General features: G+C 31.1%; 19 protein-coding genes. All 19 read right to left on the bottom strand.

The annotated features are described in order from the left end of the window. Positions 1-8: 8 nt before the first annotated feature. Positions 9-683: a CatB-related O-acetyltransferase gene (locus LO744_RS06475; protein WP_230668109.1), complete on the bottom strand. Its 675-nt coding sequence runs from the start codon at positions 681-683 to the stop codon at positions 9-11. 6 nt (positions 684-689) lie between these two features. Continuing rightward, positions 690-2,177, bottom strand: coding sequence for a lipopolysaccharide biosynthesis protein (locus LO744_RS06470; protein WP_230668106.1), 1,488 nt, complete (start codon positions 2,175-2,177; stop codon positions 690-692). Between the two features lie 46 nt (positions 2,178-2,223). Beyond that, positions 2,224-4,572: a GumC family protein gene (locus LO744_RS06465; RefSeq protein WP_230668103.1), complete on the bottom strand. Its 2,349-nt coding sequence runs from the start codon at positions 4,570-4,572 to the stop codon at positions 2,224-2,226. Positions 4,573-5,034: 462 nt separating this feature from the next. Beyond that, on the bottom strand, positions 5,035-5,601 hold the full coding sequence (locus LO744_RS06460) for a sugar transferase (protein WP_230668100.1): 567 nt from the start codon (positions 5,599-5,601) through the stop codon (positions 5,035-5,037). 145 nt (positions 5,602-5,746) lie between these two features. After that, positions 5,747-6,886: an aminotransferase class I/II-fold pyridoxal phosphate-dependent enzyme gene (locus LO744_RS06455; protein WP_230668097.1), complete on the bottom strand. Its 1,140-nt coding sequence runs from the start codon at positions 6,884-6,886 to the stop codon at positions 5,747-5,749. A 1,576-nt stretch (positions 6,887-8,462) separates the two neighbouring features. Next, a complete protein-coding gene (locus LO744_RS06450) occupies positions 8,463-9,140 on the bottom strand; it encodes a hypothetical protein (RefSeq protein ID WP_230668094.1) in 678 nt (225 codons plus the stop codon). 181 nt (positions 9,141-9,321) lie between these two features. Then, the gene (locus LO744_RS06445; RefSeq protein WP_230668092.1) at positions 9,322-9,909 is read right to left on the bottom strand and encodes an acetyltransferase; all 588 of its coding nucleotides are present in this window, start codon (positions 9,907-9,909) and stop codon (positions 9,322-9,324) included. Positions 9,910-10,001: 92 nt separating this feature from the next. Further along, complete coding sequence (locus LO744_RS06440; protein ID WP_230668089.1) at positions 10,002-10,607, bottom strand: sugar transferase; 606 nt, start codon at positions 10,605-10,607, stop codon at positions 10,002-10,004. Further along, positions 10,600-11,766, bottom strand: coding sequence for a glycosyltransferase family 4 protein (locus LO744_RS06435; protein ID WP_230668086.1), 1,167 nt, complete (start codon positions 11,764-11,766; stop codon positions 10,600-10,602). The genes LO744_RS06440 and LO744_RS06435 overlap by 8 nt, the downstream gene beginning before the upstream one ends. After that, positions 11,756-12,853, bottom strand: a complete 1,098-nt coding sequence (locus tag LO744_RS06430; RefSeq protein WP_230668083.1) for a glycosyltransferase — start codon at positions 12,851-12,853, stop codon at positions 11,756-11,758. The genes LO744_RS06435 and LO744_RS06430 overlap by 11 nt, the downstream gene beginning before the upstream one ends. Positions 12,854-13,013: 160 nt before the next feature. Further along, a complete protein-coding gene (locus LO744_RS06425) occupies positions 13,014-14,033 on the bottom strand; it encodes a glycosyltransferase family protein (protein ID WP_230668081.1) in 1,020 nt (339 codons plus the stop codon). Continuing rightward, entirely contained in the window at positions 14,030-15,223 is a 1,194-nt protein-coding gene (locus LO744_RS06420) for a hypothetical protein (RefSeq protein ID WP_230668078.1), read from the bottom strand. Before LO744_RS06420 ends, LO744_RS06425 begins: the two co-directional genes overlap by 4 nt. Positions 15,224-15,246: 23 nt before the next feature. After that, on the bottom strand, positions 15,247-16,251 hold the full coding sequence (locus LO744_RS06415) for a glycosyltransferase family 2 protein (RefSeq protein ID WP_230668075.1): 1,005 nt from the start codon (positions 16,249-16,251) through the stop codon (positions 15,247-15,249). A 14-nt stretch (positions 16,252-16,265) separates the two neighbouring features. Continuing rightward, the gene (locus LO744_RS06410) at positions 16,266-17,408 is read right to left on the bottom strand and encodes a polysaccharide pyruvyl transferase family protein (RefSeq protein ID WP_230668071.1); all 1,143 of its coding nucleotides are present in this window, start codon (positions 17,406-17,408) and stop codon (positions 16,266-16,268) included. A 76-nt stretch (positions 17,409-17,484) separates the two neighbouring features. Then, complete coding sequence (locus tag LO744_RS06405; RefSeq protein ID WP_230668067.1) at positions 17,485-18,852, bottom strand: lipopolysaccharide biosynthesis protein; 1,368 nt, start codon at positions 18,850-18,852, stop codon at positions 17,485-17,487. A gap of 82 nt (positions 18,853-18,934) precedes the next feature. After that, complete coding sequence (gene wecB, locus LO744_RS06400; RefSeq protein WP_230668064.1) at positions 18,935-20,065, bottom strand: non-hydrolyzing UDP-N-acetylglucosamine 2-epimerase; 1,131 nt, start codon at positions 20,063-20,065, stop codon at positions 18,935-18,937. Positions 20,066-20,074: 9 nt separating this feature from the next. Next, on the bottom strand, positions 20,075-21,382 hold the full coding sequence (locus tag LO744_RS06395) for a nucleotide sugar dehydrogenase (protein WP_230668062.1): 1,308 nt from the start codon (positions 21,380-21,382) through the stop codon (positions 20,075-20,077). Between the two features lie 72 nt (positions 21,383-21,454). Next, positions 21,455-23,830, bottom strand: a complete 2,376-nt coding sequence (locus LO744_RS06390) for a GumC family protein (protein WP_230668059.1) — start codon at positions 23,828-23,830, stop codon at positions 21,455-21,457. 20 nt (positions 23,831-23,850) lie between these two features. Next, positions 23,851-24,660 carry a polysaccharide biosynthesis/export family protein gene (locus LO744_RS06385; RefSeq protein ID WP_230668053.1) on the bottom strand — a complete coding sequence of 270 codons (810 nt, stop codon included), beginning with the start codon at positions 24,658-24,660 and terminating at the stop codon, positions 23,851-23,853. Positions 24,661-24,665 lie beyond the last annotated feature (5 nt).

The following is a 24,665-nucleotide window of genomic DNA, read 5'->3' as shown; positions in this document are numbered from 1 at the left end:
ACATTAAATTATTTTGTGTGAAACCTATAATAATCTTCAATATCTAAAAATATATCCGAATTTTTTTCAATCCAATCAAGACTCTGGTCCCACCATTTAGATCTATTTAAAACATTTATTTGTTCGTCCTTAAATCTTTTCCTAATGAATGTAGCCGGAATCCCTCCTACTATTGAATAGGGCTCAACATCAGAATTAACTACAGCATTTGCTGCTATTATTGCCCCGTCGCCTACTGTCACACCATCTGCTATAACTGCATTTGCACAAATCCAAACATCATTACCTATTATAACATTTCTTTTAGGATTATGATGATCTTTTGTCTGAAAATTTTTCATGCAATAATCAGGATTTGAATAAATTGCGGGATGAGTACTAACAAATGTATGGGTAGGATGTTTTCCTGGTGCAATTCTCACATTAGGACCAATTGAGCAAAATTTCCCCATTTCCGTCTCACTAATTACTGATCCGTCAGAAATATACGAAAAATCCCCAATAGAAGAATTTATCATTATTACATTATTTCCCAACCAGTTATATTGTCCAAAAACTACGTTAATAAGCCTAGACATATATCCCACCTTAAGATTTTTGTACTTTGCTTGGTATTTTATTTTAGTCTTAAGCCATTTTAAATATTCAAAAAAAGGATTCTGCAAATAAGATCTATCAACCATACTTCTTTACTTTTTTTTGATTAATAAAATAATTTGTTTAACATTCTCATTTTTCAATATTGCAGGTATAAATAACAAAAACGAAAGTATACCTAGGGCTACTTTAATTATATTTTTATCTTGAGAGATTAATTCAAAAGATAAAGTATTCACGAAAATAATAACTAAACTAATTACAAACAATTTAAATTCTTCTTTTCTAAATATATCAAAAAAATTTATTTTCAAAGATTTATTATAGGTAATAATTACAATACATGACCCTAATGAAAGTGCAACACCCCAAGCCAAAATTATTCCGTACCCTCCCACTAATTCTCCTAAAATAATTCCAAAAATGATATTTATAATTGCCATCCCAACATGTACAAATACTAAAATATTTAATCTACCTTCTCCTAATGAGCTGTAATATGCTGGTCCACACATTATATTGATAAAAGTCATAGCTGCCAAAACGAGCATTGAAAATATAAAATCTTCATTAAAAGTTCCAAGCCAAACTAGCGATATGAAAGGGGTTGCAACAATTAAAAGAGTAGATAATGGTAAAGTTAATAATAATAAAACACGATTCATTTTAATATAAAAACTTTGCAAGAAAGAAGCTTCCCCTGATTTTGTTTTTTCTGCGATTATCGGTACTACAACTTGATTTGCGTTAGTAAGTAATGCTCTAAATTGATTAACCGCTTTGGTTGCCATTTCATAATGTCCCACGAGTCCTAAACCACCATATTTTGTTAAAAGAAATTTTGTAGCTGGTTCATATAATAATTGACTTATAGAAACCAACTGAAATTTATAACCATAGTTAAAGAGTTCTTTAAATGATTGAGAATTCCATTTCCAATATTTTAATCGGTTATTAGGATTTATTCTTACCGTAAAAACGAATGCGATAAGTAATATAAAAACTGACTGTAATAGTTGAGAAATAGCGACTCCTTTCAGATGATACTCAGGTGTTAAAACAATGGTTCCTCCAAACATTATAATTCCTGATATTATATAAATAAAGTTCCTTATATAATTTTTTTGATAACCTTCTAATACTGAAGTGAAAACTCCACTAATAGCATTTATACACAAAGAGGCCAGAGAAAATGGAAGTATATCTAAAGCTAATTTTAAAAAATTTTCATCTATAATATGTACAAGCAAAGATTCGGCAAAGAATAATATTATCAAACTTATCGATCCAAATAGTACTGACATCGATAAAACTGAGGTAAATATCAGCTTCCCTAGTTTTGTCTTATCTTCATCTAAGAGATATTCTGCTACAAATTTCACCAACCCTGAAGTAAGCCCTAAATTGGCCAAATTCGCAATAGAAGAAAATGATAAAATAAGTGACCAAATTCCTAATTGCTCAACCCCTAAACTTTCTAATAAATATTTATATAAAAAGAAATAGAGAAATGCTGTAAATACGACTTGTAAAACAGCTGATAAAGCATTTATAGTGAGTTTTTTTGAAGAAAAATTCATTTATTGCTAAGATTAAAAATCATTATTACAATTCTCCCGAATCATACTAAAAAAACTTTTGCCACCATTTTTTCTCCTCTGCATTATATCCGTATCCATATTTATTTCCGTACCCAAAGTTTGATTGATTTACACCATTCAACACAATACCTACGTTATTCAGTTTTTTGTCTTCAATAGAATGATTCAAGAATTCAAAATACTCTTTTTCGGTAACTTCAGATCTTGTTACATAGATGATTACATCACTTTTATCGGCAATCAATAAAGAATCGGTAACAAGTAAAAGCGGAGCGGTATCTAATACTATATATTTGTATTTATTAAGATTTTTCACCATGTTTAAAAGCTCATCCAATCTACCATTTTCTAGAAGATCTGTTGGATTTGGAGGAATAGATCCAGAATAAATAAAATCGCAATTATCATTATACCCACTTGGATGGATGATTTCATTGATAGAGTTTTCATCACCACTCAAAAATTCAGTAAGTCCTTTTACTGATTTCATTGTGGGATTATAACGTTGTAATTGAGGATTTCTCACATCTGCCCCAATCACCAAAACTTTATTACGCGAAGAGGCTAATATAATAGATAAGTTTGTAGATATAAATGTTTTACCTTCCCCCTTCACAGAAGATGTAACCATAATAGTTTGAGGGCCATCTTTTGATTGCATTAAAAATTTCAGATTGGTTACAAATATTCTAAATGCTTCCGCCATCGGCGAAACATCGTTGAAGCTCACTAAAGCGTTATCTTTATTTTTAAGCTTTGGAATTTCTGCAATCACCGGAAGCTTTGTAAGTTTAGTTATATCTGATCGTGTAATCACTGTACTTAGAAGTAAACTTTTTAAATAAATAATTGAAAAAGGGATTAGCGCTCCAATTAATAGAAAAACACCAAAAATCACCTTTTTTTTAGGAGCAACTGGTTCCTTAAAGACGAATGCTTTATCTATTATTCTTGCTTTTTCGGCTGTTATCTCCATACTGATTGCAGCTTCTTCTCTTTTTTGTAAAAGCAATAAGTAAAGACTTTCTTTTATTTGCTGTTGCCTCTCAATACTTCTGAATAATTTTTCTTGGTTTGGTATTTTACCAATCATATTTTCAGAAGTACCCAATTGCACTTCAACTTTTCTTTTTGCCAAAGATAAGGCTGTTCCATTTTTTTGTAAAGTTTCAGACAATGACGATTTCATTTCATCAATTTGTTTGTCTAAATTTTTAACCACAGGGTTATCTGGAGTTGCTTCCTGCAAATATTTATTTCTTTGAAGAACAAGCCCATTATATTCCTGAATTGAATTTGTAGCAGCCTCATTACTTAGACCTATATTATAGGGCAATAAATCACCTGTCTTTTTACTGCTCAAAGTATTCTGCAGAATATTATTAAGCTCCATTTGTGTTCCCAATTCTAATATCTGAGCCTTACTCTGCTCCTTCATCTGAAGATTTATACGAGCTTCAGCAGGTAAATCAACAATATTATTATCAGATTTATATCCTTCTTTTTCTGTCTCAACATCTCCTAATTCTTGAGAAATAAGTCTAATCCTTTTATCAATAAAATCTTTAGTTTTCTTAGACTCTATATTTTTATCATTGATTGCATAAATATTATATTGTCTTACTAATCTGTTTAAATAGTCTTTTGCTTTGTTTTTATTTTCAAAATCTACGGCAAGAGTAATAATCGTTCCATCTTTATCTAATAAATCTACTTTTAAAACATTTTGATAATCTGTAACCATATTATCAAAAGTATTATAATAGAAAGAGATATCAGACATATCTACTTTATAAGGTACCTTGTAAGCCGGATTTTTACTAATCATAATGATGGCAAAAGGCAGACTGATTGTTTTATTAAAAGAAGTCGTAACATCTTTTTCGAATTCATCAGATGATAAAGTTATCGTATTCCCTTTAGAAGAAATTGATATAGGTTTTTTAGGTAATTCTATATTCTCTTTTTCTTGAATAACATGTACAATATAAGGATTAGACTCGCCATAAAGTTCAATTTTTTTCAACGAATTTTTAGTATAAAAAGTAGTTTGAAAATTAATTTCTTTTAAAGCATCCTCCACAATCGCTTTAGATTCAAAAACACCCACTTCATTCTCTATACTACTAGTTCCCATCCCACTAAGACCACCTAAACTTTGAAGTACACCAATATCTCCTGATGCTGCAGACATTTTTTTTGCATCCTTAATAAGAACAGATGTTTGTGCTTTGTAAACCGGAGATTTTGATTTTATGTAAAAAACAGCCACGACCCCCATAAGAAGAACCATTCCTACGAAATATTTCCATTTTTTTAAATAAGGATTTATGAGCTCTTTAATATTAATTTCTTTACTGTTTTTGTTATCCATTTTGTTGGATTATATTTGAGAATTAGGATTATTTTTCTTTAAAATTTAAACGTTGCAAATATATCTATATTTTATAAATTCACGGCAGTGATTATCTTATTTTATATGATTTTGCATATTTTCACTTATCATCGGTAACCATTTATTATCATGAATGTCTTTTTTTTATAATTTCCAATTACTAAAAACTGAAATAATTTACTTTGATTTTTAAATAACCATCATTCATTTTCTTTCAGAAGTCATAAATTACAAATCGCTTGTTGTCTAATTATTAAATGCAACAAGAAAATTATAAGCAACAATGTAGTATTTCTTATTAAGTATTTAAGCAACATTCTACGTTTTTAACAACCTAAAATCCAAAGTTTTACATCAATATTCCAACACCTAAAAACAACAACTATCAAAAGGTTTTTAACAAGAGCTCTTTTACAAACTTCATCATTGTATCAAGCACTGTTATCTTAAAGCTGAAAAAGTTTTAAATAAAATATACATATCATTTTTTAAAGAAAGCTCATGATAATATTTGAGATTCATTTTCACTTTTTCAGGAAAAAGAACTTCATCGTTGTATTGTAGCGGATTTTTCTGTTGATTTAAAATTTCTTCTTCGTTTCTGTATTTTATTCCGGCCTCACTCGTTAATCCGGGTTTTAAATGAAGAATCAATTGATCTTCATTTTTTAGTTGATCATAATACCCTGGAATATCTGGTCTGGGGCCTACCAAAGACATATCGCCTTTAAGAATATTGAATAGCTGCGGCAATTCATCCAACTTTGTTTTTCTCATCCATTGACCAAAATTAGATTTCGTATGCCTTTTACTGTGATAGGTTCTGAATTTATAAATTACAAAAACATCACCGAATCTACCGACTCTTTCCTGTTTAAAAATACCAGGAAACCCAGTATCTAAAGATGCCAAAATGATTAGAATAAAGAAAATAGGCAGCAAAACAATAATTGCTACGAAACTTAATCCGTAGTCCATTAAAACTTTCCACCATGGGTATTTTTTCATCAAATTATAAACTGAATGGTAAAGATAAGGAAAGATTTTGACTCTCAGTTTCGGGATTTAACCTTTATACAACACATTACTCATAAAAAAATAGCTTACTTCATGTAAAGCAAGCTGTTGTAATACTATATTAATTTTGATTAAACTATTTTTTTGAAAATACCTTTTGTATTACTTTCCCAATTCTCAGTCTGTCATCATCAGAAAGATTAGATCCCGAAGGCAAACACAACCCATCATCAAATAATTTTTCAGCTACATTAGTTCCATAATAAGGAGCATCTGCAAAAACCGGCTGTAGGTGCATTGGTTTCCATAATGGTCTAGATTCTATATTATCTTCAAGAAAAGCTAATCTTAAATCTTCACGATTGATTCCTGTTATATTTTCATCAATTACAATGGCAGACAACCAATGGTTGGAATAATAATCCTCATTAGGTTCAGAAAAAACTTCTACGCCATCAATATCTTTGAAAGCATCAACATAAAAATCGTGCATTTTTCTGCGGGCTTCCACTCTATCGTTTAAAACTTCCATTTGGCCACGACCGATTCCTGCTACAATATTACTCATTCGATAATTATATCCTATATGAGAATGCTGATAATGAGGAGCGTTGTCTCTCGCCTGTGTCGACAAAAACACGGCTTTATCTTTATCTTCCTGAGTATGACAAACTAATGCTCCACCTCCAGAAGTCGTAATAATTTTGTTCCCATTAAAAGACAAAATCCCGAAACGGCCAAAGGTTCCGCAAGCTTTCCCTTTGTACGTTGAACCTAAAGCTTCTGCAGCATCTTCAATCACAGGAATTTCAAATTTTTCAGCAATGGCAGTAATTTCATCCATTTTAGCAGGCATCCCATACAAATGAACAACAATGATTGCTTTTGGCTTCTTTCCTTTTGAAATTCTATCTTGAATTGCTTCTTCTAAAGCAACCGGACACATATTCCATGTTTCTTTCTCTGAATCTATAAAAACTGGGGTGGCTCCACAATATGCAATTGGGTTTGCCGAAGCCGAAAACGTCATCGATTGACAGATTACCTCATCACCATATTCTACTCCACACTCAATTAAAGCTAAATGTAACGCTGCAGTACCTGCAGAAAGAACAGCTACTTTTACATCAGTATTCAAAAAATCTTCAATATCTTTTTCAAAACCATCTACATTTGGACCTAAAGGAGCTACCCAATTGGCAGCAAAGGCTTCATTAACATATTTTTGTTCGTTACCTCCCATGTGTGGGGAAGATAACCAGATTTTATCTTGCATGATTGTTTTGTTTTTAATTGACCCCAAATTTAATCCTAATTGTAGAAATAACTGGTAAATTTTTCTTGAAATAAATGCAATTAATTGTATTACACGCAAAGGTTTTAAATATTGAGATTGCTATTTAAGGAGCAAAGAATATCGAATAAGTCGATTAGGGGTGGAATATGAATGAACTTCATACAATTGATTCATTTTACGTTTTCCAACAAGCATATTTTAGCTATACAAAAGTTTAAACATTACTATGATTTTAAACCATTAAGGGATTTAAATTGTTAAGATTTTTGAAGCGAAAAAATCAAAGATTTTATTTAGCACATTACTTAAAGCAAACTGTTAGCCTTGAAAATTCATGGTCCTGTTGTACAAATTCATCTGTTTTATTCTCAAAACCTATCTTCGCTGTGCCGAAAACATCTGTCCGGTGCGTGATTGTATCTGTCATCGTTGCAAACTGGTGTACAGACTTCGCACAGGCATCTGTCTGCTGTACAAATCCATCTGTCGTCCCCGCAAAACTATCTGTCAGTCGTGTAAATAGGTTTGTCTCAGTCGCAAACTTATCGGTACACTTCGCAATGCTGTCTTTCGGATTTAAAAAGTGCGATCTCCCAATTTCTCTTATCAGCAGCTTATCTATTAACTATGATTTGCTGAATAAATAACTTCTCAACTATTTACACAACGTCTGAATGATTGACTTGATGAATATACCAGTCCACTTTAGTTTCATTCGTTTAAAATAAAGAAACCTAACATAGTGGTTCGTCGAAGTCAAGCTAAACTGCTTTATTTTTGGTATGTTGAGATTCCTAAGAAATCACAAAGTGGTTGCTTATTTTTATGTTATCATTAGAAAAAGGGAAATTCGTATTATAAATTAACAGCAAGCATTCATTCAATAGAGGCGGGTTTTAACCCGACTAATAGATAGGATTGCAAAAAAGGCTTTAGCCGAAACTTATGATCGTTTAGGTTAAAGCCAATTACATCGTTCAATTTGATGGATGGGTTAAAACCCATCACTATTGAATTATAAATACGCTTATTGAATATCTACATTTAGTAATATCTTAATTTTTTACGGTTTATTTGTTTTTCCGTAGGAAACCTAACATAGTGGTTCGTCGAAGTCAAGCTAAACTGCTTTATTTTTGGTATGTTGAGATTCCTAAGAAATCACAAAGTGGTTGCTTATTTTTATGTTATCATTAGAAAAAGGGAAATTCGTATTATAAATTAACAGCAAGCATTCATTCAATAGAGGCGGGTTTTAACCCGACTAATAAATAGAATTGCAGAAAAGGCTTTAGCCGAAACTAATGATAGTTTCGGCTAAAGCCAATTGCATCGTTCAATTTGATGGATGGGTTAAAACCAATCCCTATTGAATTATAAATGCGCTTATTGAATCTTAGTTTTTTACGGTCTGCTTGTCTTTCCGTAGGAAACCTAACGTGTCATGTCCTAAAATAATTCTCGCAGATTTAGCAGATTAAAGACAGAGAAACTCATCTGCTTAATCAGCAAAATCTGCGAGATAAATGATGTTTATTTACATTTAAATAAGCTCTTATAATTGTTCGGGAGGAAGCTGATTTTTATGTTGGATTCCGAGATTAGAAATTTTTCTTGATATCTTAAATTTTCCGTAAAGCGAAGGATTTAGGATATCATATTTTTTCATTAGTCTTTCAATTTTTGTAATGCACTGTCTCAGATTCTTAAATCCTTCATCCAGTTCCCGTGTAGCATTCTGCGTTGTATCGATGCTTACATTAGCATCATATGCCTTAGCATCGAAATTGGTAATCGCATTCTGCCACTCCTGCATTTCTTCAGCGGTCACATAGTCCGGATTAAGATTGACGATATTATCAGCGGCAATTGTATAGAGCTTATCACAGTAGATTTTTGCTTCCACTCCACTCAAGCGCTGTATTTTAGACTTATTTGCGGTAAGCTGCTTACTCAGGGGACTGTCTTTGCCGTCGAAAAAATCTGCTGCGGTATTGGCATATGCTACCGTGAGGTTAATCATCAGTGTTTTAGCATTGGTCTTCAGGGAAGTGTTTGCTGTCGTATCGATGTTTTGAATTCCTGCGATTGCATCAATCTGTTCAATGCTTGTATTCAGCTCAACTACTCTTGCGATAAGAGGATTATTTTCTGCATATGTGGCTTGCTCTACAGAAAAAAGTTGCTTCAGTGTTTTGGCCATTTCTAGCCGATTGGTTTGTTTTGTCGTCATTGTGTTTTGTTTTAAATTCAATCAAATATATAAAATTCACAAAAACAAGAATTTATTTAACAAAAACACAATAATAATTACACAATACTACATTATGTTAAATATTTAGTAAAATAAAAAACGATATCAATTTCTGTAATGAATGATTATCAACAGCCTTATTGAATAACCCATGAGGGTCTTAGCTACGAATAACTTTTCCAGGATTTCCTACTACTGTAGCTCCATCGGGAATGTCTCTAATAATAACCGCTCCTGCACCAATGGTACACCATCTTCCTATTTTAATACCCTGGATTATACTTGATCCTATTCCGATATGTGTTCCTTCTCCTATTTCAACATTCCCTGCGATAGAAACATTGGGAGAAATATGTACAAAATTATCAAAGATACAATCATGGTCAATAGAAGCATTCGTATTAATGATGCAATGCTTTCCAATGGCAACTTCTGAATTTATTGTTGCTCCTGCCATTACGACCGTTCCTTCCTCAATTCTAACCCTCTTAGAAATGATAGATTTTGGATGAAAAAGCTTTATGTAGTTTAATTGCTGATATAAATCAACTACACTTTTTCTGATAAGATTATTACCAATCGAAACAACAACGTCAATATTGCTATTAGGTACTTCATGTATAATATGGTAGTCTAATAACTGTTTTTTAGATTTATCTTGATCAATAAAAGCTTCAATAATAAGATTATTTTCTTCTGCAATTTCAGCAATTACTTTTCCGTGACCACTTGCTCCGTATAAATACATAATTCGTTATTGTTGTTAGTTGGTAGTTTTTGGTTGATAGATTAAAATCAAAAAAATTGTTATAGAAAACATCACTATTTTATGTACAAAAATTAATTATTTCCGTTAAAAGCTTCTGCTGTAGCCTGCCCTTCCTGCGATACGCCTTCGCTTTTAAAAACTTTTTTAAATGTGGTAAAAAAAACTTTCATGTCTGTCATGAATGAAACATGATCTACATACCAAACATCCAGTTCAAACTTTTTAGACCACGAAATTGCATTTCTTCCATTTACCTGTGCCCATCCTGTTATCCCTGGGCGAACATTGTGTCTGCGTTTTTGATTATTATTATATAAAGGTAAATACTGTGGCAGCAAAGGTCTTGGCCCTATTAAAGACATATCTCCCTTTAAAACATTGATCAACTGTGGGAGTTCATCTAAGGAAGTTTTACGTACAAAAGCACCGATAGCCGTCAATCTTTCAGCATCGGAAAGCAAGTTTCCGTTAGCATCTTTTTTATCATTCATCGTTTTGAATTTGATAATGCTAAAGATTTTTTCATTTAAACCGGGACGTTTCTGGAAGAAGAAAGGTTTACCATTATTTGCAAGGTATAAACCTATGGTTATGATAATGAAGATGGGGCTTAAAATCAATATGCCTATGAAAGCAAATATAAAATCAAAAAGTCTTTTAAATATAGATTTATACATTAAGTTTCTTTTCTTTAAGTAATTGTGTATATTCTTCTAGCAGAGCTTCCCAAACAACAGTCTGCTCATATCGGGACTGTATCATTGGGCGGGAGTTTTCTTTCAGTTTAAAATAAAATTCTTTATCCTCTATCATTTTTAGCATTGCTGATTGTATAGCTTTAGAATCTTTAACAGGAATTATGGTTCCATTTTCTCCTTCTATAATGATTTCGTTACACCCATTAATATTAGAAACGATACTTGGCAAACCCATTGCTCCTGCCTGCATCACAACATTTGGAAAACCCTCACGATAGCTTGGAAATACCAACGCATTTGCAATTGCAAAGTAAGGGCGTACATCTTTTTGGAATCCAACACTAAGTATGTTGGGGTTGGTTTCAATTTCCTTTAGGGTTTTTGTTTGTAAAGCATCTAATTCACTTTCTAAAGGGCCGACTAATAATAGTTTTGAGTTTGGAGTTTGAAGTTTGGAAAAAGCTTCAATTAATTCGTTAATCCCTTTATCTCCAACTAAACGACCTACGAAAACAAAGACGAAATCGTCTTCATAAATATTTAGTTCTTTTTTTAACTGACTTTGTTGTTCGTTTGAAATAGTATTTAAATCAAAATATTCTAAATCTATCCCATTTACATTACCATTAGCTAAAACTTTTAAAGATTTTGAGGTTATTTTATAATTGATTAAATCTTGCTTAACCCCATTACCTTCAGGATATATATTGGTAGCAGCCCAACACAATACCTGATCCATTTTTATCAATAACTTTTGAATATTCCCAGTCCGTGTAGGAAAAATAAGGCCCGTAAAAGTGTGCATACGTATGGGAACTCCAGCCATTTTACCCGCCATCATACTCAACAATCCTGCTTTTGGGGTAATTGAATGAACTATATCGGGTTTTTCTTTTTTGAAATAAAAGTAAAGTTGGAGTAAAGCAATAAAATCTTTAATGGGAGAAATATTTCTTTGCATTTCTATAGAATATGTTTTTACACCTTCTCTTTTTACAACTTCCTCTAAATCTTTTCCTGCTCCAGAAATTGCGGTAACAGCAAAATGATTGAACAAAAATTTCAGTTGCCCCTTTAATAGAATATTAAGAGAAACAGGAACTGTAGATGTGCGAAAGAGTTTAATTTCAAGCTTCATAAATAGATTTATACAGTTCTATATGTTTTTGCACCATTTTTGTGATGTCATATTCTTTAGATCTTTTTTTCCCTTTTTGAGCGGTTTCTTGGGCAAACGAAGAATTTTCTCCTAATTTTAAAATAATATCCGATAACTCTTTTTCGTCTCCGTCTTTAAACAAAATTCCAGCATCTTTTACAACTTCATGCAATCCCGGAACATCACTTGCAATGAATGGCTTTCCTGATGCCAATCCTTCTACTGAAGCCAGCGAAAGTCCTTCGAAATGCGAAGCAAGTACTACAATATCTACCGATCTCAACAATTCTGGCACATCCATTCGCTGTCCTAAGAAATACACTCTATTATCTAATTGCAATTTTTTCACCAATTGCTCAAGTTCCGGTCGCCTTTCTCCATCGCCAACGAGTAATAATTTATAATGTTTCGGTAGATTATACAACGCTTTTATTAATGAATCTTGGTCTTTTTGTATACGAAAAGCCGATACTTGCAAAAGTAAAATATCGGTTTCTTGGATAGATTTATCAATATCCATTTTACCGTAAGGATAAGCGTTTTTTATTTTATCTAAATCTACTCCGTTTTGAATTACAACACTTTTATTACCTAAACCTAAATACTGGTTATAAATATCAAATATTTCATTGCTGATACATATTAATTTATTGTACTGAGCATAGCAGAATTTCTCAATTAATTTATATTTCTTGTTTTTTATACGATTATTTGTGGTATTATGCTCTGTGAAAATCATTTTTTTACCAACACCCATATTTGCCACAGCCGCAAAATATTGCGTCGGAAATAAGTGAACATGCGCAATATCATACTCCTTGATAATTTTTCGAATACGGAGAATATGCGAAAGACTATAAATATCTTTGAAGTTATTAGACTTTTTTAATATATATATAGTACAACAATTCAATTCTTTCAGTTTTTTAGTGAATGGGAAATCATTGTCCCAAAGCAGAAGAATATCCATTTCTATTCCTGCTTTTCTATAAAGCGGAATGGTATCTAACAGTAGTTTTTCTGCGCCGCCTGTAGTCAAGGAGTTAATAATATGTAATATTTTCATAACGAATAAATATTAGTTTTGTAGTTTCTGATTTCTGGAATTATCATATAAATAGCACTTGCGAACCAAAAAGTTTATTCAATATAATATTTCCTGAAAATTAACTACCAAAAAGTATAGCTCCTAATTGGTAAGTCTCTATTATATTTTGTGATTGTAATTATAGTCCTTTTATTAACCCATTAATCTTAAGTTCTATCTGCGTCAAATACATTTCATCATTATAGTACGTTTTAAAGACTGATTGAATGTTTTCATCAAGTTGAATTGGATTAATTACTTTTTTTTCAAAATCTATAATCTTTTGTGCCTTTTTATATATCGAATTCTTCGAGTTCAAACAAATAGAATATTCTCCCAAGTCAATGTTTTGCACAAAAGCGTGTACAGAATCTGTATAAATAGGTATAACCGCACTTGCTAAATATGAGTTCATTTTTGTTGGAGTACTTACATTGTTTACTAATATATCCTCTCTAATTATAAACCCATATTTATATTTCATCAACTCTTTTTGCAAATCACTCAAATTAACATATTTTATTTCAACATTTTTTATTCCATATTTATTTACCAAATCCAAAGCTTCATCTCGCTCTTTTACGAGAAGAGTTAATGAGGCTTCTGAAATTTTTTGCTGTATAGCTTTAAAAATTTGTAATGTTTCCTCTACACACTGCCAAGTTGCCATACTGCCTGCATAAACAAAGCTCGGATTCTTATATCTCTTTCCTGTAGAACTTGCTACTCCTGATAAATATTTTAAATTATAACAAGGCATAACGAGATAATCCTGTTTATAATAAAAATATTTAGTTCTATAATGTCCTAACATTCTATTAGAAACGACAAATAATAAATTTGAATACCTTATTGAGATAAATTCGATTATACATTTTAACCAAAATACTAGCTTATTATCTCTACCACTCAAAAAATATTCTTCAGGAGCTATTCCTTGAGCCCAATAAATCGTTTTGAGTAATGGGTAACGAAATTTTGCCATACAGAAGTACTTTTCCGTTATCGTAAAAATAATATCTTTTTTCTTTACATTGTCTAATTTAGTGCAATACTGCATGTGTATCCCTTTAGATAAAAATATTTTTTCAATTAATCCAATATAGTAGATAGTAGCATCATTTAATGAACGCTCATCATAATAAAAAATAACTTTCATTTTTTTTTCTTTTGTACTGGGGAGAGTTTAGGAATTCTGGAGCTATCTACATTCAAAAACATAAAACTTATCATATAGAGATAAAAGAAATTCTGATTAAATAAAATTTGATCAGAAAATAGAACCGCTACAAAAATTAAAAAATATCCAGTAGTAAACTTATTATTAAATCCTTTTTTTAATATTAACAAAAAAACAAAGAAACCAATTACACCAAATGAAAAAACGGCCATAAAAAAAGAATTAGCATAATTGTATGCCTCTGCAAAATTGTGCTGTAACTGGAAATCACCTAATTGGTTATGACCTAATCCAAATAAAAAATCTTTAAATTCAAAAAAATCAAATGTCTTTAAAACACCAAACACCCTAATGTTATCATTTAACGAACTTGTATCTAACTTGTTTGAATAATCTTTATTTATAGCTTTGAATTCATCGGAATACAATATCGTAAAAAGTACCAATGGGATAATGCTTAATAAAATATAACCTATATTCTTAGCAGAAGAAACAGAATGACGAATTAACATTATCACAAACAAAACAATACCTAGTGTACTTGTAGATAATATTAAACCCAAAGTAAATAATCCGAACATCCAATAATTTTTTCTCTCCAAATTACGATACATAATTGGTACAATATAAATTGCAAAATGGGAAGGTTCTTTAAAAAAAGAAGTTGGTCTTCCATAAAGTATGGACCCACCAAATGTTTCAATATCAAATCCATCTTTTATAAAATTACCTATTGGAAGGCGTAATGGTAAAGGATTGTTAAAGAAATAATATGAAATATATTGAATAAATACGCCCATTACAGCGAATAGCCCAAAATAATTCAAAATTTTATCAAATTTAGTATTATACATACTATTTTTTTTATAGAAAGATAAAAAAAATGCAAAAACTAATATTTGAATAGAGTTATTTACAAATATATTATTTTTGTTAGCTGTAGAAAGACCATAAGACAATATATTTAACACAACAAGTACACCAAAATATAAAAAAAGCATCCTGTCAAACTGAAATTTCCTTTTAATTAGGATTAATAATAACATACCAAACAATAACACTAAAGTATCCAACCCCACGTTTGGTATCAATTCATAAATACCAATCATAGGACATAACATTACTATGTAGAATATTATTTTATCTGCTTTTTTTTCAGTTGTTAACATATATAAATATATTGCATCTAATTTCAGTCAGAAACTATACTTGTGAAAAATTTCAAACATTTCATTTTCATTTTTATAGGTAATATACCTGATCTCATTATAGTTATAAACAACATATTATAAATATCTACTTTTAATGAAATTCTTGAAACACCATATTTAAATCTAAACAATTTCAATAACGATTCAAATTCTGCTTTTTCCTCTGTGAAATATAATTGCCTTCCTTTATCAAATAGTGCGTGTATTGTAAATATTACCCATCTATTCATTTCTTGATATGAGCAGATAAAAAAATCTTTTCCAGCTTTATTTAGATTTAAAATTTCTTCTCTTAGACTGTTATTTATCAATACATATTGTTTAAATTTCTCAATGTCTATTAGTTTTTGAGTTAAGGAATTTCCGTCATTTGACATCCTATAATGATATCCTCTTTTAAAAGAAACTGAAAATCTACTTACAAACCGAATATATTCGAGTGTAAAAATATGGTCTTCGCCTAACGAAAATTTTTCATCAAATTTCATATTGTTTCTATCAACAATATCTTTTCTAAACAACTTGAAACAAGGGGAATTTAATAAATTATTTTTTTCAGAGTACATAAAAAAATCTAAAAAATTTTCAAAGTTTGAAAAAAAACCTGACCCACCAACAATTTTTTCGTCGTTGTTTTTTATATAACCCTGAATAATAAAATCCTCTTCTCCAGAAAATACAATAACAAAGTTTTGTAGGTAATCTGCATCTATCCAATCGTCAGCATCTATAAAACATAACCATTCACCTTTTGCTTTCTTAATTCCCAAATTCCTGGCAGCACTTACGCCACCATTTTCTTTATGAAAAATTTTGATTCTACCATCTTTATTTGCATATTCATCACATATTTTTCCACTGTTATCAGTAGAACCATCATTAATTAACAAAACCTCAATATCCTTATAACTTTGTGATAGCACAGTATCTATACACTTATGCAAATATTTCTCTGTATTATATACTGGTATAATGATTGAAATCATAAAAATTGAATTCTTTATAACGTAATTACTTTTTCTAATTCTGTAAAAGCATCTTTTGATTTTTCAATAACTTGTTGATGAATTTTAAGTTTATTTCCTCGTATTTTTTTCAATATCTCTGAAGAGTTTATATTATGCAAACTCGCAATATCAGAACTTAATCCTTCATAATTCAAATCTTGTAAAACATTTTTCATTTTATCACTATACATAATTGGAAAAATATTTTGGTTTAATAGAGAGCTAATAATCATCGAATGAAAACGAGTACAAAACATTGTCTCTACTTTTGAATATTTAAGCAAAAAATCATCAATATTCCCTTTATATAATACAATATTTACCTTCTCTCTTAAATTTATAGGCAATAAACAAAGAATATTATCTATAACATTTTCGTCTCCCTCTTGTTTGCAAAATGAAAACATATAAACTTTTTTATCATTCTCTAAAGACTCTTTTATTGTCTGAATTATAAATCGTTTGTATTCTTCAGTAAACATCATCAATTGCTTTCTTTGAGAAATATCTATTAAAGAAAAACCAATACTATTGCTTTCTTTATCTATAACTGATGGCAACTGTAGCTGAAAAACAACATCTGGACACATCCGAGTATTAGGTAATTCTTTAAAAACATCTAAAGAATATGCTTCTCTAAAACAAACATCTTGATATTTAAAAAAAATATTTTTATAAAAATCTTTATATCCAGAAGAATAAAACGGACCAAAATTCGCTCCTATTATGAATTTAGGCTTATCAAAAAAAACAGACGTAATTAACTTGTCCAACTCATCCGCTAAATTATCTCCATAAATATTCTCCATAAACAAAGACCCTCCTATATAAAGATATAAATCAGATTGGTCATATTCATTAGTATAGTATTTTTTATAGTATTTTTTAATGATTTCTTTTCTTTTCTTTTTTGAAATAAAAGATATAGATTTAAAATAAATACGCTCCAATAAAGAAAATGTTAAATTTTGAATTATTGTGACATTTTGATATTGATCAAACATTTTAGCATATAAATCTAAATCATTTACAATAATTCTAAATTTAACATTTGGATAACGATCAACAAGAACTTTTAAGAAAAGATCATCTCCTAAATTACAATGAGTATACGCCCTAACTAAAACTATTTTCATTTTTCAAGAAAATTTATAAAAATTATTTTAATATTTTTTGTTTTTAATAAAACCTAATAACATCATTCTTTCACTATTACTCAAGCCAATAAAAAAAAATCATAACTAAGTTGACAATTGTTAAAATCATCGATTTTGAAATAAAATCAACATAACAATTATTTAATGAAAACATTAAATAATGAGTAGTAAGAAACAATATTGTGGTAATAACTATGATTCTTAATATCACATTTCTAACAAACAATCCCACATCAAAATTAATTAGATATTTTAAAAACAATAACCGTCCAAATAATGAAATTATATTTATACCTATAATGACCCAAAAAATCACATTAGGATTATAAAAAATCTTTAAAAAAATATATGAAATAGGTAGACACAGAAAGATAAATGTTCCCAATACTATTTGATACCATTTAATATTTCCGTGTGCCTGTGCACCTATCATTAATGGACCTGAAATACAATCTATTAATATACCGATTAAACATAGTACAACAAAACTTGAAGTCCCTTTCGGAGGATTCTTAAGCCATATTTCTAAAATGAAATCAATATTATATATTATTGGACAAACTAACAAAAACATCAAAAAATAAGAGAACTTAGCACTTTGAAAAATAAGTTTCAAAGATTGTTCTTTATTACCAGATGAGTATTGCTTTATAATCTGAGGGTTCACAGCCATTTGAAAATTAGTTACAAAAACTTGTACCGCCCCTTGAACCTGCATACTTATACCATATGCTGCATTCACAACTGTTCCAAAAAAAACATTTAACAAAATATTCAATCCTTGCCCTCTGACAACAGAAGCCATATTTCCAAATAGGCTCCACCCCGAAAAAGACAATAATTTTTTATATAATTCATTTTCATAGTAAAACTGATATTTGCTTTCTTCAAAATTTATTTTACAGTAAATTTTGTGTACAACTCTTGTAATAAATGATACCCCAAATAACAACCCTGCATAAAGTATTAATTTATCAAAATCAAAAATAAGAAGTAGATAAACTATCAATAACTTTAATATAACTTCAGCTATACTCATATAAGCATATATGCTCATTTTTTCTCTTGCAACAATCAATGCATCATAAGGTACCTGAATAACGCTTAATAAAAAAGTGAATACAGAAAACTGATATACCCAATTCACTGCAGACATTCTTTCTGCAGCTATATTCAACTTGTAGTTAATAAACCACAATCCTAAAGTTTCTGCCAACACTAAAATTAATAAAGCAATAAGTATATGAATATTTAATGTTGCATTAAACGTCTTTTTTAACTGTATTATATCATTCTTTCCAATGTCAAAAGCCAAAAAACGATTGGTAGCAGATACCATAGCGCTATTGAAAAAGCTAAACATTGAAACTACTCCCCCTACAATACTATAGGTTCCATAATCTTCAACGCCTAATGCATTCAAAATTACTCTGGACGTATAAAGAGTTACCCCCATCGTGATAAACATCCTTATGTATAAGTACATTGCATTTTTTGCAATAGTTTTAGAGTTTATCACTTAAATTTTCAATAAAATTTACTATTCTTCCACAAGCTTCCCCGTCTCCATAAGGATTATGTAAAGCACTCATATTTTGGTACCTTTCTACATCTGACAATAAGCTTTGTGCTTCTGAAATGATTCTTTTTTTATCTGTACCTACCAAAATTACTGTTCCAGCAGTAACAGCTTCAGGTCTTTCAGTCGTTTCACGCATTACCAATACAGGTTTCCCTAAACTTGGAGCTTCTTCCTGTACACCTCCAGAATCTGTAATAATCATATATGCCTGATTCATTAGCCAAACAAAAGCAGGATAAGCTAAAGGATCAATTAGTTTAATATTTTTAACTTTAGATAAAATTTCGAAAACTGGTTTTTTCACATTTGGATTTAAGTGAACAGGATATATAATTTGAACTTCTTCATTATTTTCTGCTATTTCTTTTAACGCTTCGCAAATGTTAATAAATCCTTTACCGTGATTTTCTCGTCGATGACCAGTTACTAAAATTATTTTTTTATTAAAATCAATTATATTTTTCAATAAATTAATTTCGCTATTTTCTAAAACTTTCACTCTGTCTGAGCTATATAATAATGCATCAATAACTGTATTTCCTGTAACAATTACTGAGCTTTGATTAACATTTTCTTTTATTAAATTTTCTTTAGACTGCAATGTAGGAGCAAAATGATAATCCGCAATTCTTCCTGCTACCTGCCTATTGATTTCTTCAGGAAAAGGAGACTGTTTATCATGAGTTCTAAGTCCTGCTTCTACATGGCAAACCTTTGCACCAGAATAAAATGCAGCAATACTTGCAGCCATCGTAGTAGTGGTATCACCATGTACATATATAAAATCAGGTTGATATTCATCAAAAACTGATTTCATTCCAGTAATAATATCAGCAGTTAATGAATATAAATTCTGATTAGGTTTCATTAAATCTAAATCAAAATCTGGTTTTATTTGAAAAAAATCAAGCACTTGATCCAACATTTCTCTGTGTTGGGCCGTTACGCAAACTTTTGTTTCAAAAACATCTGTATGCTTTTGAAACTCTTTTACTAGAGGAGCCATTTTTATAGCTTCTGGTCTGGTTCCGAATATGATTAAATTTTTCTTCAAAATAATATTTTATAATCTTTTATTAGCTTTATTTTTTTCCAATACTCCTTTTACGTCGTAAACAACCCCCTCTTCTTTTAAAAGATTTTTGAAATTAATATTCAAAAATTCGTTGTGAGCAACTGTAAGTACAATTGCATCATATTTTTGCTGCTCTTCGATTATCTGTGAGTGACAGATAATACCATATTCATCTAAAACTTCTTTAGGGTCTGCCCAAGGATCAAAAATGATAAGTTCAGCACCGTATTCCTGTAAATTGGTTATTACATCTATTGCTTTTGAGTTTCTTATATCCGGACAGTTTTCTTTGAACGTAATCCCAAGGTTTAAAATCTTAGCATCTTTTATTTTAATATCCTTTTGAATCATTAGCTTAACAACTTGTGATGCTACAAATGCTCCCATGGAGTCATTCAGTCTTCTTGCTGTTAAAATCAGTTCCGAATAATAACCTACTTCCTGTGCTTTTTGAGCAAGATAAAAAGGATCGACTCCGATGCAATGCCCTCCCACTAATCCGGGTTTGAATTTTAAAAAATTCCACTTTGTTCCTGCTGCTTCTAATACATCATGCGTATCAATATCCATTAATGAGAATATTTTGGCAAGTTCGTTCATAAAAGCGATGTTGATATCTCTTTGTGAATTTTCTATCACTTTTGAAGCTTCAGCGACCTTAATTGTTGGCGCTAAATGAGTTCCTGCGGTGATTACTGATTTATACAAATCATCAACAACTCTTCCTATTTCAGGAGTCGAACCAGAGGTAACTTTTAATATTTTTTCTACCGTATGTTCTTTATCTCCAGGATTAATTCTTTCAGGTGAATATCCTACGAAAAAATCTACATTAAACTTAAAACCGGAAATTTTTTCTAAAACCGGCACACATTCTTCCTCAGTTACCCCAGGATAGACTGTAGATTCATAAATTACGATATCGTTTTTCTTTAAAACTTTAGCAACTGTCTCACTTGATTTATACAATGGAGTCAAATCAGGACGATTATGTTTATCTACAGGGGTTGGAACCGTCACTATATAAATGTTGGCATTCTGAATATCACTCAGATCTACTGAGCAGAATAATCCTTTAATTATATTTTTTTCATTTAAAGGATTTTTTTGAAGTAAAACTGATTGTAAAACTTCATCATCTAATTCTAAAGTAGAGTCAGTCCCCGCTTGTAAATCAGCAACTCTTTTTTGATTAATATCAAAACCTACTACTGGGTATTGAGTAGCAAACAATCTTGCTAAAGGCAAACCCACGTAGCCTAAGCCTATTACTGCAATTTTATGCTCTTTATTCATTTTTTATCTCTGAAAAAAGTGTATGTATTTAATTTTCGTAAATTATTCAAAAAAATAAATACTCAAAATAAATTATTTTCCTAGTAATCTTTTCCAAAAAGATTTTTTTGATTCTGCTGCATAACCATAGCCATATTTGTAGCCGTAGCCGTAGCCACTATGAATTTTGCTTACATCATTCAGTACCAATCCCACATTATTTATTTTCTTGTCTTTTACCTGCTTATTGATAAATCCTATCAATTCTTTTTCGGTATATCCAGAGCGGGTAACATATACTGTAGCATCTGCAACATCTGCTATTAAGAAAGTGTCTGTTACCAACATCATCGGTGCAGTATCTAATATTATATAGTCGTACATTGGTTTTAAACTGTCTACCAATTCGTGATACCTTCCGTTAGATAATAATTCTGTAGGATTTGGGGTAATTACTCCTGAATAAATCACATCGCAATACGGATTGAATGAAGTAGGATGAATAAGTTCTGAAATACTAATTTGCTCATCATACATAAATTCTGAAAGACCAATTAACCCTTTTCGGCTTTCGTTGTATCTCTGTAACTGGGGATTTCTGATATCTGAACCGATAATAATTACCTTTTTTCTCGGTGTTGCCAATGTTAACGCCAAATTAACCGAAGTAAATGTTTTACCTTCTCCTTTCACGGTAGAGGTAACAAGTATTACATTTCCTTTTTTGTTTTTCGGCAACATAAAATTAATATTGGTAATTAAAATTCTGAATGCTTCTGCCAGAGGAGATAAATCATTTAATTGCACGATTTCTGGCTCCCCTTTTGGCACAGATGGCAGCTCACCAATTACAGGCTCACCATCTAGTAATCTTTCGAGATCGAGCTTCGTTTTAACTTTATCGTTGAAGAGTTCTAATAAATAAATAACCGCAAAAGGAATGAGCAACCCAATCATTAATGCTCCCAGATAGATGATCATTTTTTTGGGAGAAACAGGTATAGGATTGGTTAATGCATCATCAACAATTCTGGCTTTGGGTGCCGCAATGGCTAATGAAATGGCCGCTTCTTCACGTTTTTGCAATAATAATAAATACAACTGTTCTTTGATGTTCTGCTGTCTTTCAATACTTCGGAACATTTTTTCCTGCACAGGAATTTTAGAAATTTTCCCTGACAATCTATTTTGCTCCCCCAAAATAGTACTTCTTGCCATCTGCAATCCAGATTTATTTTTCTGTAGACTCTGCACCACAGAACTTCGCATACTGTTGATCTGATTGGTAATATCTTGTACCACAGGATTAGCGCTCGTAGAATTTTCAAGCAATCTGTTTCTTTCAATCACCAACTGATTGAATGCTGCTATGCTAGTAGCAATACTTTGATCTGAAAGCCCTACGTTCAATGGCAAAACCTGATAAGTACCCTGTCTGTTAACCGAGGTCAGCAAACTGTTGACCAATTCAAGCTGAGTTTCATTTTCAAGCTGTTTTTGACGGGTACCCATCTCCGTTGCTAAAGAAAGTTCTGCTTCTGTCTGAATATCAGCAATATTATTTTTTACCTTAAAATTTTCTTTCTCCGATTCTACATTCCCCAATTCTCTACTGATCAACGATACTCTTTCATCAATAAAAGAGGCGGTCTTCTGGGCTTCTGAATTTTTATCAAGATTGGCTTCACGGTTGTAGTTCACCGCCAGGCGGTTCAAAATATTTTCTGCTTTCTCAGGAACGGGATCAGTAAATGTAATCTTCAGTACAGTGGCTTCTTTCTGTGCCAATGAGACATTAAGCTTCGTAAGATAGTATCGCGCTCTATTCATGCCCGACATAAACTGCAATCGGTACATACTGTTTTGATTTGGGCTTCCTTTGAATTTTGGATTTTTCTGGAACATCACCACTCCAAAAGGCATTGTTACCGCAGTATTAAACTGTGCCTGAATCTCTTTTTTAAAATCTTCAGATTTAATAATAATTTTGTTGCCTACAATCTGAGCCGTAACCTCACTTGAGGGATATTTTGCTTTCTTTTTTTCACTGATAACACGTACCAGGAAAGGAGAAGATTCTTGATAAAGCTCCGTTTCTTTAATGCTTCCTTTAGAATAAACACCAGTTTCTAACGCCAATTCTTTCACCACAGAAAGCATCAACTTTTTAGATTTAAGGATTTCTATTTCGTTATCCACAGAATTGGTTCCCATACCGCCGATGCCACCCAATTCAGAAATCACAGACATTTCAGGTTGCGAAGAGGCTGATTTTTTGACTTCTTTAATTAATAAAGTAGATTCTGTACTGTATACAGGAATACTATATCTTAAGAAAAACCAAGCAGCAATAACCGCAACAATTGCCCCTATAATAAACCAATACCAACGATGAATATAAGGTTTTATGACTTCTCTGATATTGAAAGACTCTTCCTGAGCCTCATCTTGTGTTTGATTATAATCCACTATAAAGAATTCTTCTTATATTAATTTTTTGTAAGTGCTAAAACTCCAATTACTAAAGAAGCAATAACTGATGCCACTGAAATATACAATCCTGTATTTGGATCTACTCTAGCCGCTTTTTCTCGGTTAGCGTTAGGCTGTACATAAATCATATCATTCTGCTTTAAGTAATAATACGGTGAATTGATAAACTGCGCACTGTTAAGATTTATTCTATGGTGGGTAATTTGTCCGTCTACCGTTCTAACAATCAAAACATTTTCACGGATCCCATACGTCGTCAAATCACCAGCTAACCCTAAAGCAGCAAGCACTGTAGTATTTCCTTCAGGAACGACATAAACTCCGGGTCTAGCAACTTCACCCATTACCGACACTTTGAAGTTGATTAATCGTGCATCAATAACAGGATTCTTTACGTATTCACCGACAAGATTCGTTAATTTTAATCTGAAACTTTCGATATTTTCATCTTTAGTGTTTACTTTACCGATTTGAGGAAAAACTATATTATAATCAGTATCTACAATATACGTCTGACCTGCCACTGGTGTTGGCTGCGGCACACTGTTAGAGCTTGGTGTAGAATAACGAACAACTTCAGAACTTGACGAATAGCTTTGATTAAATGGTTTAACAACATCTAAATCTTTAGCCGTTACGGAAATAATTAACTGATCGCCGGGCTGCAATGTCGTACGGCTGTTTTTAATTGAATTATCTAAGGTAATATTTTCAATGTCTTGCATGTAATTGATATTCTGTCTCGGAGTACAAGAAAACACAGCTAGACCTAAGACACTATATACAAAATATTTTTTAAAATTCATTTTCG

Origin of the sequence: Chryseobacterium turcicum, assembly GCF_021010565.1 — a bacterium.
Taxonomy (GTDB): domain Bacteria; phylum Bacteroidota; class Bacteroidia; order Flavobacteriales; family Weeksellaceae; genus Chryseobacterium; species Chryseobacterium turcicum.
Note: the sequence above shows the minus strand (reverse complement) of the source record. Positions and strands in the feature narration are given on the sequence as shown.